The sequence below is a fragment of the Aeromonas piscicola genome (assembly GCF_000820005.1).
Taxonomy (GTDB): Bacteria; Pseudomonadota; Gammaproteobacteria; order Enterobacterales; family Aeromonadaceae; genus Aeromonas; species Aeromonas piscicola.
In genome coordinates this window covers 87,938-100,288 of the sequence record NZ_CDBL01000034.1, presented here as the reverse complement: position 1 = coordinate 100,288, position 12,351 = coordinate 87,938, and the positions used below count along the sequence as shown (strand labels likewise).

The 12,351-nt window shown below is 51.9% G+C and carries 18 protein-coding genes and 1 pseudogene; 16 read left to right on the top strand and 3 right to left on the bottom strand.

Annotated elements, in window-relative coordinates; translation table 11 throughout:
* Positions 1-1,558 precede the first annotated feature (1,558 nt).
* From BN1128_RS06350 to BN1128_RS06275, 16 genes and pseudogenes are all read left to right on the top strand, one after another.
* Positions 1,559-2,479: a hypothetical protein gene (locus BN1128_RS06350; RefSeq protein WP_042867099.1), complete on the top strand. Its 921-nt coding sequence runs from the start codon at positions 1,559-1,561 to the stop codon at positions 2,477-2,479.
* A gap of 118 nt (positions 2,480-2,597) precedes the next feature.
* A complete protein-coding gene (locus BN1128_RS06345; RefSeq protein ID WP_167335795.1) occupies positions 2,598-3,089 on the top strand; it encodes a lecithin retinol acyltransferase family protein in 492 nt (163 codons plus the stop codon).
* Between the two features lie 14 nt (positions 3,090-3,103).
* Positions 3,104-3,544, top strand: coding sequence for a hypothetical protein (locus BN1128_RS24055; RefSeq protein ID WP_052445497.1), 441 nt, complete (start codon positions 3,104-3,106; stop codon positions 3,542-3,544).
* 44 nt (positions 3,545-3,588) lie between these two features.
* A complete protein-coding gene (locus BN1128_RS06335) occupies positions 3,589-4,014 on the top strand; it encodes a DUF2787 family protein (protein WP_042867098.1) in 426 nt (141 codons plus the stop codon).
* A 9-nt stretch (positions 4,015-4,023) separates the two neighbouring features.
* Positions 4,024-4,314 carry a hypothetical protein gene (locus tag BN1128_RS06330; RefSeq protein ID WP_042867096.1) on the top strand — a complete coding sequence of 97 codons (291 nt, stop codon included), beginning with the start codon at positions 4,024-4,026 and terminating at the stop codon, positions 4,312-4,314.
* 110 nt (positions 4,315-4,424) lie between these two features.
* Entirely contained in the window at positions 4,425-4,922 is a 498-nt protein-coding gene (gene radC / locus BN1128_RS06325; protein ID WP_042867094.1) for a RadC family protein, read from the top strand.
* The gene (locus tag BN1128_RS06320; RefSeq protein ID WP_042867092.1) at positions 4,919-5,110 is read left to right on the top strand and encodes a hypothetical protein; all 192 of its coding nucleotides are present in this window, start codon (positions 4,919-4,921) and stop codon (positions 5,108-5,110) included. The genes radC and BN1128_RS06320 overlap by 4 nt, the downstream gene beginning before the upstream one ends.
* 24 nt (positions 5,111-5,134) lie before the next feature.
* Positions 5,135-5,491 (top strand): hypothetical protein, encoded by a 357-nt coding sequence (locus tag BN1128_RS06315; protein WP_209428546.1) that lies wholly within the window; start codon positions 5,135-5,137, stop codon positions 5,489-5,491.
* 252 nt (positions 5,492-5,743) lie between these two features.
* On the top strand, positions 5,744-6,250 hold the full coding sequence (locus BN1128_RS06310; RefSeq protein WP_042867091.1) for a hypothetical protein: 507 nt from the start codon (positions 5,744-5,746) through the stop codon (positions 6,248-6,250).
* Between the two features lie 45 nt (positions 6,251-6,295).
* Positions 6,296-6,658 (top strand): hypothetical protein, encoded by a 363-nt coding sequence (locus BN1128_RS06305; protein WP_042867090.1) that lies wholly within the window; start codon positions 6,296-6,298, stop codon positions 6,656-6,658.
* 194 nt (positions 6,659-6,852) lie between these two features.
* Positions 6,853-7,395: a hypothetical protein gene (locus tag BN1128_RS06300; protein WP_042867089.1), complete on the top strand. Its 543-nt coding sequence runs from the start codon at positions 6,853-6,855 to the stop codon at positions 7,393-7,395.
* Position 7,396: 1 nt separating this feature from the next.
* Positions 7,397-7,738 (top strand): hypothetical protein, encoded by a 342-nt coding sequence (locus tag BN1128_RS06295; RefSeq protein ID WP_042867088.1) that lies wholly within the window; start codon positions 7,397-7,399, stop codon positions 7,736-7,738.
* 30 nt (positions 7,739-7,768) lie between these two features.
* A complete protein-coding gene (locus tag BN1128_RS06290) occupies positions 7,769-8,065 on the top strand; it encodes a hypothetical protein (protein ID WP_042867086.1) in 297 nt (98 codons plus the stop codon).
* 89 nt (positions 8,066-8,154) lie between these two features.
* Positions 8,155-8,469: a hypothetical protein gene (locus BN1128_RS06285; RefSeq protein WP_042867085.1), complete on the top strand. Its 315-nt coding sequence runs from the start codon at positions 8,155-8,157 to the stop codon at positions 8,467-8,469.
* A 2-nt stretch (positions 8,470-8,471) separates the two neighbouring features.
* The gene (locus tag BN1128_RS06280; protein ID WP_082030366.1) at positions 8,472-8,882 is read left to right on the top strand and encodes a type IV toxin-antitoxin system YeeU family antitoxin; all 411 of its coding nucleotides are present in this window, start codon (positions 8,472-8,474) and stop codon (positions 8,880-8,882) included.
* Between the two features lie 273 nt (positions 8,883-9,155).
* A pseudogene (locus BN1128_RS06275) lies at positions 9,156-9,434 on the top strand (transposase); the annotation flags it as partial.
* Between the two features lie 157 nt (positions 9,435-9,591).
* On the opposite strand, the gene BN1128_RS06270 reads toward BN1128_RS06275, so the two are convergent.
* The 3 genes from BN1128_RS06270 to BN1128_RS06260 form a co-directional block, all read right to left on the bottom strand.
* Positions 9,592-10,125, bottom strand: a complete 534-nt coding sequence (locus BN1128_RS06270; RefSeq protein ID WP_042867083.1) for a phosphatase PAP2 family protein — start codon at positions 10,123-10,125, stop codon at positions 9,592-9,594.
* 476 nt (positions 10,126-10,601) lie between these two features.
* Complete coding sequence (locus tag BN1128_RS06265; protein WP_042867082.1) at positions 10,602-11,378, bottom strand: COG4705 family protein; 777 nt, start codon at positions 11,376-11,378, stop codon at positions 10,602-10,604.
* 152 nt (positions 11,379-11,530) lie between these two features.
* Positions 11,531-12,316: a COG4705 family protein gene (locus BN1128_RS06260; protein WP_042867081.1), complete on the bottom strand. Its 786-nt coding sequence runs from the start codon at positions 12,314-12,316 to the stop codon at positions 11,531-11,533.
* Between the last annotated feature and the right edge of the window lie 35 nt (positions 12,317-12,351).

The following is a 12,351-nucleotide window of genomic DNA, read 5'->3' as shown; positions in this document are numbered from 1 at the left end:
ACCGGACTGCGTACCACAGGGCGTGACGATTTGAACCGGATGCCTGCTCAGGTGATGGGCTGATTGATGCGTTGGGATGTGCTGATGGTGCTGATGGCGGAGTACTGCGCGTTATGTTGAACGGCAAGGCCTCGCATAGCGCCTCATTCGCTCTCTGACGCATTACTCAAGAAAGGGTGGCTCGTTGGCACCATCAGTCTCAAAAGCGCTGTACGGCGTTCACAGAAGCGATAATGAACCCGCCAGACTGCACAGCTCATTCAGGGGTCACTTCAGATAGCTCAATCACCTACAACGACCATGAACCAGACACGCGATACTGATGACCGATAACATCCCTTCTCTCCTCCTGCCTCTTCTCCTGCATCCAGGCATTCATACCCTCCAGGAAATCCATTAACGGTTATGTCGCTTAACATCCAGCCATAGGGGTCTCATCAACGTCGGTTATAACGTCGGTAACAGCATCAGTCACAATGTCCGCCATATAGGCCCTATCTACCCTGATACGGAGGTTAGATGTCAACGCACTGGCTCACGTCTCTATTTCAGATAAAACCGTTCATGATGCGACACAGGCCTCTGAGTCGATGATTGGGCTCTTGCTGGATTAAGATGCCATACCATCCACCTACACCTCACACATCCCCTTACCACTCCCATCGACACCTCTATAGGTCTATATCCAGACATCCTCACCGATAAGCCATGGCAAGCCTATCAACGAGGTACTGCCGATACTCCACCCCTTGTGAAAGGCCATATCAGCAACACCATCTCTCAATGTAATCGACTAGCACCTATGATTTATGTATTCCATATCTCTGTAGGTACATACCCCATATTCATGGTTTATATAATTCATATCTATCAGATATATTGACCATATTCCTTTTCACATACATCATGTTATTGTCATGTATCGTTTATGAGTTATATACTCTATATTATTATATTAACAAACCGACATGTTTTACCTCGTATTCGGCTAACCTAATATATATGTATACCCAGGAGCCGAGAGGGTTCCGACTTGTATATTAAGTCGCTCACAGTGGTAAAAATCACTCTGGAGTTATCATTCTGCCACTATGCCTTTTTCACCCTCAGAAAGCACCGTCTCCTTACCTATCACCCTCCTTGTTAGAAACCCGGAACGGCAGGGGCACAAACCCTATCTGAATCGCCCCTTCTTTCCTAGACACATCACCGCCGCCGGGCTGTCGTGCCGTCCATGCATTACCTCATCGCTGCCTGGGTGTGAAACGACGATGACAGGTAACCACCCTATCGAACCTCCAGTATTTTTTTACTCTGCACGGCTAACGGAGCCTGAGCATTGCAGTTCTACTCAGGCAGGTTACAGCGATGAAGCCATCACTGAGCAAAAACACCGCCACGCGGATGGTACCGGACACCCCTATCTGATATGAGTTGCAAGAAAATCCCGAAAATGCATTAATCAATAGCTTACAAAAAGGTGCAGCACCTTTGATTTTTATATTTCATCTTTACGATATTCAATTTGTTTTATGGTTGACGCGTTAATGGAGTGAGCATGGTCAGTAAAAACAGAATGTCAGTTAACTTTTCATCTGAAACTATGTACAAGCAAATCCAGCGCCTTGCGATTGAGCACAATATCAGCCAATCCAGAATTATTGAGTCCATCCTGGAAAAACACTTCTACAACGACCCGACCAATGCCACTTACGCCGACCTGGATTGGCTGTACAGTGACGCTGCGCTCTACGTAAGAAATCGCAATAAAACCCCCGGCAACATCTACATAAAGGATTTGCTGTCTAACACGGTAAAACTCAACAATGGCCAACGCTGCATCATCAATGCCACACCATTAGCCAGAATACCTTTTCGGTTTGAATGTAAGCATTCGGATGTTTTAGAGTGGCGTTTCGAGTTCAATAAATTCATTCCAAAACGCTCAAAACTAAACGAAATGTTGTTTGGTGAAATGAAACAACTCGATGAAAAACTTCTTGCAATGTTGCCAGCGGAACCCGACTTGTTGCATGTAATGCTAAGTGAAATAAATGTGAACATAACTATGAACACAGATGTCTCTGTCGAAATAGAACCCCATGAGCGCGTCAACGCAGTAACAATAAACGTTGTTGCCAGCCTATTCTTGCTCCCTGTTTTTAGGCATAGCGAACATACTCCAAACAAGAGCAACTTTGATTTTATTAACCTACGCTACCGTTCATTTCGAGCGGTAGCCCAAGAAGGGTGGAACAGAGCAAAGTACTCCCATCTGATTTGCGTGAAAGAGCAACCCGAACCAACAGTGAAATCAGGTGGTTTTTTTGTTGGCTTGTGTTACGAAAATCCTGACTGGCCTCTGGAACCGCCAAAAGGCATGCATCAGATAAGGAGTTGCTTTATCAAGCATCATATTCCTAGTATCAGGATGAAGGTGACAACGACCGTTTTAAATAGACGCATTTCATCTCCATAATTTTTCAGACCGACATTACCCATGTGACACACCACACTGGATGTCTTCATATCGAACAAGCCCTGGCATTTGCCGGGGCTTGTTCGTTTTGGTCTTCGCACACTTATGGGAGTACGTTATGCAACGAGGTGACCACCTGGTCGTTTCACGGGGATTGTTTACCCATCATGGCCTGTACCTTGGCGGGCAGCAGGTCATTCATTATGGCGGTGGGCTGTCGAGCCGAGAGCAGGCTGACGGGGTGGAAATCATCTCACTGGAGGCCTTTGCTAATGACCGCAATGTCACGGTGCGGCCCCATCCCTCAGCCACCTATGACGCCGATACTCGCCTTGCAAGGGCGCTCTCTCGTCTGGGGGAGCGCCAATACCATCCGCTCACCAACAACTGCGAACACTTCGTCAACTGGTGTATCGACGCACAAGCACGCAGTCCACAGGTCACCACTGCCATCACCACCGGCTCACTGCTGATGACCCCCTATGGCCGGGCAGCCCTGTTTGGACTTGGCTATCACGTCTGTCGCTCACTGGGTGGCCCCGTCGTTATCGGGGGACTGATTGGCTATGGCCTGGTTCGGCTGGTTAAAAACCTGCGTTCTTCTGGGTAAGGAGCATCCACATCATGATGAATGCTCTTTCCATCAACCCGACTGTGGTGGCTCGCATTGATAGCTTTATCCAGGCAGCCGGGATATCCCCTGCCAGCGTGCGCTGGTTATTGCATCTCACACCAACCAAAGGGGAGATGGCCCATACCACGACCACCCTGCTGCTGCAGTTGTCTGGCACGACAGCCCCTGGGGATACGCGATGGCAATTGCTCAGTGTCACGGATGCCAGCGGCTGGCCTGACATGCAGCGGCCCTTTCAGGAACTCTACGTCGATATCGAGCAGCACCAGTATTGGTACTGCCAAGGGGGCCCCTTAACCCCAGCGCAATTCACACCGGTCTTCGAACAATGGCAGGACCGCTTCATTGCGCATCACCTCATCGCGTTCACCCGAGCAGAAGCTGAGGCGCAGGAGCCTGCAGCTATAGCGGGTACCAATGCCGCTGACTGACTCCGGGCAATAACCCGACAGAACCTTTATCCAGGAGCCTTGATATGACCATTCCTATTGACCGGGAAGGCATCGCCTTGCCGGTCTCCCATACCTTGCTTGATATCCTCAGCCAAGAAATCGCACATGCCGGCCATGACTTGGCCTGTTGCACTGCGCTCACCTTCCACTTTCGTAATCCCACCTACAACCAAGCAACCGGTGGGGTTCATCCGGTCGAGATGCGTCTGATACGCAAGTCCACGCGCTGGCGGTTCGATTACATCACCGATTTCAGTTACCAGGGCCTTGGCCAGTATGCAGCGCTCTGCAGGGAACTCGATTTTAACTTCCACAGTGGCAAGCATGCCCTGCAAGGCTGGGGACCATTACCCATGACTGACGCCAGTGAGCTATTCACCCTGTGGCAGAGCAATTTCATCACCTACGCCCAGTTGGGATTTTTTAACGTCATTGTCAGCAAGGAATAGGAGGTCCAGATGCCCAAACAGCCGATAGCCGTTGAGCTTGAAGCGATTAATCGGGATGGCGAGACACAAGTGGTGCAGGGCAGCTCCCTACCCGTACACGGCTACAGCGTCTACCTGCGTGCAGTGGAAACCAGTGGACTGGCCCTGGCTACCTGGGTGGCAGACTACGGCACCATCGGCCCCGCCTACCAGCTGGCAGAGCGCCTGAGCCTGGCGCTGGCCATCCCGCTCACCGTGCTGGTACCCGAGCCGTTAAACACGGTGACGGTAAATAGTGAGATGCCTGTCGTCACAGCATGAATCACCACACAAACCAACTGCACGACCCTCAAGTGAATCAACAACCTATCTGCATTTAGCCCCGGTATGCCTCGCGCTGTCGGGGTCTTTCTTTTTCTGGAGAATCCCACATGCGTTACCACAAACTCAAAGCCGGGGAATGCCCCGGCACCTATGTCGTCACCGAACCCGTGACCGAGCAAGACCTGCTGCGTATCGCCAACCAGATTGCTCGCAAGCGCCTGGCCAAAGGCACTGCCATCACCAGTACCACAGAGGCCGCCGAGCGACTGCAAACCTTGCTACAGGACCGGGAGCACGAAGTGTTTGGTGCACTGTTCCTCGATTCACAACACCGGCTGCTGGCGTTTGAGGAGCTGTTTCGCGGCACCTTGGACAGCGCCAGTATCTACCCACGGGAAGTGGTCAAGCGGGCATTGCTACTCAACAGTGGTGCGCTTATCGCGGTTCATAATCACCCAAGCGGTGACCCAGAACCCAGCCACTCCGACCGAGTCTTTACTAAGGCCCTCAAGGAGGCCTTGGCACTGGTCGATGTCCGGGTGCTTGACCATCTGGTAGTCGGCGCCGAAGGCGTAGTCTCGCTGGCCGAGCGAGGCCTGCTATGAACCTTATCCCAGGTAAAGCACATCTCACCGCCCTCGATATCCTGCTCGAACTGCGTGGCTGGCTTGCAGACAACGTCGAGATGCAGGCTGCGCCCGCTATCGTGGCTCACCTGCCCAACGGTTACCAACTCACTCAAGCCGACTGTGTCGAGGCCATTGATGCATTGCTGCATCAGCTACGCCACTAATCAGGCCAAGTAGAGACAAACACCATGCGATTACCCAATCCATATTCCCTTGAGGAAACCCTGGGCAAGCTGCGCTATGGCCTGGCAGCCGCCAGCAACCAAAGGGCGCTGACACTGTTGGAGAAGGCAGTCACCAAAGCTCGTGATGACGAGGTTTATGCCAAGCAGCTTGAAGAGACCTTGCTGCTGGGCTCTACCCTCGAGATACGCGAGTGTCTCAGCTGCTTTGGCGACTACTTCGAGCGCTCCCGAGACACACCGCCCTATTACCCGCATCACGATGCCGTCAACGGCATTGATTCCACGCTCTACGCCATCCTGTTCGATGTCAGCTATCCCGGTACGCTTGAAGGAATGCACAACGCAGCACCCGGATCATAGGCAGTCACTGGCATCACTGGCATCACTGGCATCACTGGCATCACTGGCATCACTGGCGATCATGATCTCCATGTCACACGCCGGGATCACGAATAACGAGCCGACCGATCACCCAATCACATCACAAGTCCATCACCTTTCTCATTGGAGAAACCGGAGCGCCTGAACCAACACTATGATCTCGACACCTCAATCCCACCGACAAGGCCACCTCACGGCAGGTGGTCTTGTTCATTTCAAGGAGTCATCCCCATGTCAGCCTTCATGATCGATCGCCAGGACTACCTGGCCTTTGCCGTGCAGTTGCACCGCTTTTGCAATGCCCCCATGCCACCGCATTACACCCTTGAGCTGCTGCGCTCCCTCTGGTGGATACCGCCAACGAATGTAACCAGCACCTGGGCGTGGCGGGTTGACCGGCTGGTACGGCTGATGATGCTCGCCAACCAGCGGGCAGTCTGGCATCGCTATCAACGGGGACGTCTGCGGGGCAACAAAGAGCCACGTCAGCACCGCTCGAACAAGCTGAGTCCGCTTAAACCTGCCCATCGTTACCATCAAGCACCACTCACCGATGCCGAACTGGTAGCCCTGTACAAATTCACCTGCTGCGCCCGGTACCAGTCGAGCGAATGGACCGGCAGCCCTGAACAGGCCCCCCGGCTGGTGAAGGTGATTCAGCAGTTGCAGCAGGCGCTGGCGCAAGACGTGTTGACCCGGCTGTCACTGTGGGACCAAGCCCCTTGGGGAGAGATGTGATGGCCAGAACCGTCACTCACTCCCTTCTTCATCAGGAGCAATACCATGATCGAATTCAACGATAGCTTCAGTCAGGCTGCTGTGGCCGAGGCCATGTGTGCCCATTCAGGGCTTGCCAAGCTCATCAGCCAGCAGTTGATGCTACCGAGCTTTGCCTATGCCCACGATGTGGAAGGGAGGCGTATCGGCGGCCCGCTGGTTGCGCCTAACCCAGTGCTGCACAAGACGACGCTCTTTGTCAGTCCCCGTGACATGCGTGAACACCTACCGCGTGAGATTAACTTCGCCCGCTTTCGCTGCGCCTGTAATGCGGCGGGTCAGCCGGTGGGGGTATGGCAACGGGTAATCGTCGGGGCGTACGTCAACCATGGCAGCAATGACGCGCCCAATTGGAGCAGCCACACGTGACCACCCCAGGCAATGGCTGTAGAGCGTCAGCCTCTCCCCGCTCGACTTGCTATGAGGAAGCGACGATTACCTTCCCGCTGTCATTGACGTAGAGCCCCCAGCGCTCTGGCGCTCACTCTTGCCACCACCCCCTAACACAAACAACCACAGCCCCTCACATCCAAGGGGCTGTTTGCATTTGAAGGAACCACACCATGCACGACCTGCGTGATTACAAGACCCTGACGCCTAAGCAGATTACTGCTGCCATCAGTCAGCTCAACCACAACACCGCGCCGAAGATAATGACCCACCTCGCATTGCGGGCCAGGCAGCCCCATCCGCTCGGTAATGGCCGTAGCAGAGCCAAAGCGCTCAAGTTGCTGCGTCGGGTCAAGAAGGCTCACAAGACTGGGTGTATCCCGTTTGAACTCACGGCCACCGGCTGCCGGCTCGACCGAGGTAGCCATCATGCTGACCGCTACTATTACGACCGGACACTGCTGGCCCAGGGCTGGCAGCAATACGACACCGAGGAGGATGCCTGGTATTTCGGTATCTGGATTAACACGGAGAAGCTAGAGACCTTCACCTACGCCGAAGGGGATACCAGCCATGTGATTGCGCCCAACCTCGAAGCGTTTCGCTCAGAATTGGCACGGCTCTACCTGTACCACCCGCAAGCCCCAGCCTTTATCAGCATCGACCCGGAGGCTGGCGTTGTGACCCACCATTTTGAAGCCACGCCGGAGGTGTGAGATGGCTAAGAACATCACCATCAAGGTACCTGGCAAACATCCACAAACCGGTGAACTCACCACCTTCGAGCTCAAGGGCCAGCGCATGGATATCGACATCGGTGGGCACACGGTGTCCTTTCTGATTCACGGGCGGGGAATCAGTACGTCGCTGACTCACATCCCAAGTGGCTACCGCATCGCGTTGCTCGGTGGCTGGCTCACTGCACGTTACGCAGTCCCTGAGAATAAGCCCAGCAGAACGGCTTGTGCCCAGATGGCCATAGACCGGCTGGTGGCTCAATACGGCTCGCTGCACCTGCTGGACCGGCTCAACTGCAAGCCTGTTATCAATCAGATGTAACGCACAGCTCATACAACAAGGAACGATGCAATGAACAACCCCCTACCTGTAACAACGAATCCACTGACAGGCCATTCGGTGATGCAGATGCTGGATGTCGCCATGAGTTCCATCATCGGCGATTACGAAGACGCAGACCTAGTACCAGAATGGCAATGGGTCAAGCAAATGGCCTCCCATGAACATGTCGGTGTGAAGGATGACTCCGCCTATGAGTACACCCTGAACCTGGCCATGGAACTCGATGCCATCCCGCCAGCACTGCAACCCTTGCTCACTGCCGCCCAGCAAGCTGGCGTGAACTACATCCTGTTTTACAACGGCTAGCCACCGCGACCATCTCATCGCTCATCAACAAACAACATAAAGGGCCAGCCCTTCCAGGCTGGCCGTGTGCATCATTGGAGTCACCGAACATGACCCGCCTTATCACCGGGCTCGAGGTGCATCGCTATGCCCCCGCGCTCAACAAACTGCATCTGCGAAACCGGCAAATGCTACCCGCCCCCGGCATCACCACCATCAAGGAAGCCAAAGCACGCCTGTTTGGCCGCTGGCAGCCAAGGCATCAGGTGACCATCACCGTGAGCCATCCCGACTACATCAATCTCTCCCGGCTCTACCGGGGGCGACTGGCAAGCCTGACCGACCTCCCAGCGCATCTGACCAGATTGCGCCAGCGTCACAACGTGCCCGGCACCCGCATCGATATTCAACTGAGGTATCGCTAATTATGACCATGAGCCATTCCACATACTCTGACCCTGCTGCCCACAATTCAGAGTTACAAGTTCCCGCACAAGCCCCCAGCATTAGCTGGGGTCTGCCGCGTGATATTTCCCCACGCTTTGGCGCTCGTCTGATACAGAGTCGCTACCGGCTCGATTTTCTATCCGATCGAGCCAGTCTGATAGGTGACTGGAGTGAGGTGCTGATAGCCAAGCTCGACCAGGCTTTCCCGGAGATCATCAAGGCGCTGGAAGCAAAATTACTGACCGGAGAACTGGATGCTCAACGTCAGCACTGCATCACCGTCCAGCACGGCTGTTTCACCTGTGAGGCGGATAGCCTTGGTAGTCACGGCTATATCTATATCTGTATTCACCCTGCGACGAACACTGATGTCAACGCTGGCACGACATGACCCCACATCCACGTTTGTTCATGGCGCTCGGGGCATGCGGTAGGGAACAGAACGCAATGAGTCTTTCGCGGTAAGCTGGCTGGGTGATGGCAAAGGATTCCAAAACATCCTGATGCAACTACATCTGATTAGCTAGACAAAACACCATCATTGAGCAAATGATGGTCTGATGGGGCGAAGCATTATCGTCCAGACTTACATAAGTACATCTTTTGGTCAGCCAAGCGTAAAATAGTATCCAGGTCAGGCGGTATCACTGCATCGTAGTCAATGATTCCGCCTCGCAAGAACGCAGGGCTATGGAAAAAGAGGCACCCAAGAAATTAAGCGGTGCTGGTGATGCGAAAGGATGGGCTGGCGCACAGGAAGAAGATATCTGGGTACCACCGTCGCTCGCTGGCAGAAACGGCAATGTGGCGGTTCAAGCAGTTGTTGGCGGGGAAAATCAGTCTGCGAAAATACAACGGTCAGGTAGGGGAAGTGATGGCGTATCTAAGCGCCATAAACAAACTGAACCCCCTTGGTCTGCCTGTGAGAAAGTCCCTAAAGTAGCTGTCACTGGGGCTGGGGGCGTTGTAACCTAATTGCTGATTTAGGAAACAACGCTGGCTTGAATATCAAAGCGTGTTTGCATGAGGCGCTGGGGCACCCCATGCAACACGTAATCGGGACATAGCAATTTAAAAGGGATGTTCACATTCAGAGTAAATTAATACGTAAAGCTGACAGCAATACCTCTTGCATCCCTATCCATTATCGTCGGATAGAATGCTAATTGCGTGCCGTTCTTCGGGGACGTAAACAGATAGCTGAACCCTGTTGCAATAGCGGCGCCAGCAATTACATCACGCCAGTAATGGTTATCAGATTCGACTCGAGACCAGCCCACTGCACCGGCCGCAACATAGGCAGGTAAACCGTAACTCCAGCCATAACGTATTTGCAGATAGCTGGCACCACTAAACGCCCATGCTGTGTGTCCAGAGGGAAAACTCATATCGCCGCCATTCGGGCGAGTGGCATCAACTGTATGCTTCAAAACCTGAACGGTAGCCGTTGTTGAAAGGAGTGAATATCCAAACTCCTTCAATCCATCATAGTCGTCCTGATACCAGGAGATACCTGCAGCGATCGCCGGGATCGCAAATTGCCCGATATCACCGTAGGTTTCAAAAGCACTGGAGGCTTGTACTTGGTTACTCATGCCACAGACAACCGCTGCACATAGAAGGTATTTCTTCATATAAAATCCATTTTATTATATCCACAAATAATAATACTATTAATAGCATCTATGACAACAATAAATTGTGATTATTATGAAATGACGCATATATAGAGCTAAAGCTCCTACCAATGCAGGTTTACAAATGACCAATTAACACCCTTTAGTGTTCAACGCCTGCTTGATAGCACAAAAAACAACCACATCAAACGACAGTACGACGGTGCAGACCAAGATCGATTTCATTTTGTCGAAGTTTGTTCCCCCGAATAGCCTCTCCTTTTTCAGCAACAGACGCCAATTTGTTCAACATGTATCCAGCATAAAATCTAACGTTTCGTGAGTCTTCGCCCGCCTAAACCAGATCAGCTAATCTAGCTTGGTCATTTATTGCCCACCATTTATCTAAAGATAGTATTGAGGGAGAGTCATCTCCCTCACTTTTCGTTTTATTTTGCATTAATTTGTACAAAGTAAATTTATCTACACGCGCCTTATTCACCACTCACTGACACCATTCGACGTGTTTTTGATTGATAAATGACCAACGTTATGATGCAAGCGAAGAAGACCAAACTGGTATTAGTTACACCAAATCCCAAACCGCCATGCTTCTCTGACTGCGATAGCAAGTCACCCACAGAGGCCCCGAGAGGTCTTGTAAGCACATAGACAATCCAGAACGTCAGAACCGTATTCAGCTTGAACCTGTAATGAGCAATAGCAGTGACAACGATCAATGCGCCGAACAGCAGCATAGCATTCAGATAACCGATATCTATTCCCTCGGATACCCAGTCCCCGGCCGCAGTGCCCAGTGCGAAGGTCACCAGAATGGCGGCCCAATAAAAAAGCTCCCGCTTACGGGTATCGATAGACCGAATAGATAGCGTTTTTTCTTGGGCATACCAGATCCAGAACGTAACCAGCAGCGTGACAGTAAATACAGCTGTCGATACTGCCAAAGGAACCCCAACTTGGTCGGTAAGATTATCAGTCACCAGCGTCCCAAATATGCTCACCAGTACGACCGCAGACCAATACTTCCAAGGGACATAATGAGTCGATAAAACCTGTACCAAAAGGGTTGCGATTAGGATCATCCCCATCAGCATAGAGGTCACCGTCAATCCCAAATGCATGTTAAAAATCAAAAAATCAGCAGCAGTCTCACCGACAGTAGTCGACATCATTTTGATTAACCAGAAGATCAGGGTTACCTCTGGAACCTTGTTCAATAAGGCTGGTATCGATGATGAGTGATTGTTCATAACAATTCCTTATGGATTTAAAGTAAACACATGAGGATTATCCCTTATTAGCATACCCTACTTGTGTCTCTATACCTCCCTGCATATAGAAAGTGCTGAAACAGGAGCAAGCCACAAATATAGTGGTTTGCTCCAGAACTAATTTTGATAAATTACCCCTCGGAATCCAGATCTAATTCAACTGGGTCATTTCGCTTACTCTTCAAAGTTGATATGTAAACAAGGGCAGCTATCGCGACTAGCAATGCGACTGAAGCGGAATAGCGGCTCAACTCCAGACCTCCCTTGCTGATGGGTTTATCCAGGAAGTCCCCCACTACCGCACCGAGAGGACGAGTGATAATGAAGGCTGCCCAGAATAAAAAGGTCCGAGAGATGTTGGTCAAAAAATAAGTCGCGACGATGGCCAGCAAGATGCCCCCGAACACCACAGAGCTACCGGCATAACCAAACCCGGCATTATCTGCAGTCCAGTCACCAAGCGCAGTACCAAGGGTTTGCGAAAACATGATGGTGATCCAGTAGAACATTTCCGTTCTGGGTGAGGAAATCACGCTGGATGATATTTCCCCTTGAGCGCGATACCACACGGCAAATGAACCGAGCAACAAGAGAGCCAATATAGTCGAACCGCCTGCATAACCAATCCCCAAAGAGCGGTCGGCGAAGTCAGCTAGTGTCGTGCCAACAGTCGTGGTTGCAATGATGGTAGCCCAGTACAGCGCCGGTTTATAGGTCTTGGCTGATATCTGGGCACTGACAGCCACAAAGAAAATGACAGCAAAGATGCCCGTACTCACTAGATAGCCTAGATCCATAGACATGGAAACCGCATCGCCACCAGTTTCACCCAGTGTCGTCGCAAGAATTTTAATGACCCAAAATGCCAACGTGAGTTCGGGTACTTTGCTTACTGCACTACTGGTGTTGTTATGCATGGTTCACCCTATCCTGTGGTTCGACGAATTGCCGT

Excerpts from the sequence above, each read along its gene's own strand:
- BN1128_RS06300 (WP_042867089.1), top strand. The coding sequence starts at position 6,853 with ATGCACGACCTGCGTGATTACAAGACCCTGACGCCTAAGCAGATTACT.
- BN1128_RS06320 (WP_042867092.1), top strand. The coding sequence starts at position 4,919 with ATGAACCTTATCCCAGGTAAAGCACATCTCACCGCCCTCGATATCCTG.
- BN1128_RS06280 (WP_082030366.1), top strand. The coding sequence starts at position 8,472 with ATGACCATGAGCCATTCCACATACTCTGACCCTGCTGCCCACAATTCA.
- BN1128_RS06350 (WP_042867099.1), top strand. The coding sequence starts at position 1,559 with ATGGTCAGTAAAAACAGAATGTCAGTTAACTTTTCATCTGAAACTATG.
- BN1128_RS06305 (WP_042867090.1), top strand. The coding sequence starts at position 6,296 with ATGATCGAATTCAACGATAGCTTCAGTCAGGCTGCTGTGGCCGAGGCC.
- BN1128_RS06290 (WP_042867086.1), top strand. The coding sequence starts at position 7,769 with ATGAACAACCCCCTACCTGTAACAACGAATCCACTGACAGGCCATTCG.
- BN1128_RS06270 (WP_042867083.1), bottom strand. The coding sequence starts at position 10,125 with ATGAAGAAATACCTTCTATGTGCAGCGGTTGTCTGTGGCATGAGTAAC.
- BN1128_RS06330 (WP_042867096.1), top strand. The coding sequence starts at position 4,024 with ATGCCCAAACAGCCGATAGCCGTTGAGCTTGAAGCGATTAATCGGGAT.
- BN1128_RS06265 (WP_042867082.1), bottom strand. The coding sequence starts at position 11,378 with ATGAACAATCACTCATCATCGATACCAGCCTTATTGAACAAGGTTCCA.
- radC (WP_042867094.1), top strand. The coding sequence starts at position 4,425 with ATGCGTTACCACAAACTCAAAGCCGGGGAATGCCCCGGCACCTATGTC.
- BN1128_RS06285 (WP_042867085.1), top strand. The coding sequence starts at position 8,155 with ATGACCCGCCTTATCACCGGGCTCGAGGTGCATCGCTATGCCCCCGCG.
- BN1128_RS06335 (WP_042867098.1), top strand. The coding sequence starts at position 3,589 with ATGACCATTCCTATTGACCGGGAAGGCATCGCCTTGCCGGTCTCCCAT.
- BN1128_RS06260 (WP_042867081.1), bottom strand. The coding sequence starts at position 12,316 with ATGCATAACAACACCAGTAGTGCAGTAAGCAAAGTACCCGAACTCACG.
- BN1128_RS06310 (WP_042867091.1), top strand. The coding sequence starts at position 5,744 with ATGTCAGCCTTCATGATCGATCGCCAGGACTACCTGGCCTTTGCCGTG.
- BN1128_RS06315 (WP_209428546.1), top strand. The coding sequence starts at position 5,135 with ATGCGATTACCCAATCCATATTCCCTTGAGGAAACCCTGGGCAAGCTG.
- BN1128_RS06345 (WP_167335795.1), top strand. The coding sequence starts at position 2,598 with ATGCAACGAGGTGACCACCTGGTCGTTTCACGGGGATTGTTTACCCAT.
- BN1128_RS06295 (WP_042867088.1), top strand. The coding sequence starts at position 7,397 with ATGGCTAAGAACATCACCATCAAGGTACCTGGCAAACATCCACAAACC.
- BN1128_RS24055 (WP_052445497.1), top strand. The coding sequence starts at position 3,104 with ATGATGAATGCTCTTTCCATCAACCCGACTGTGGTGGCTCGCATTGAT.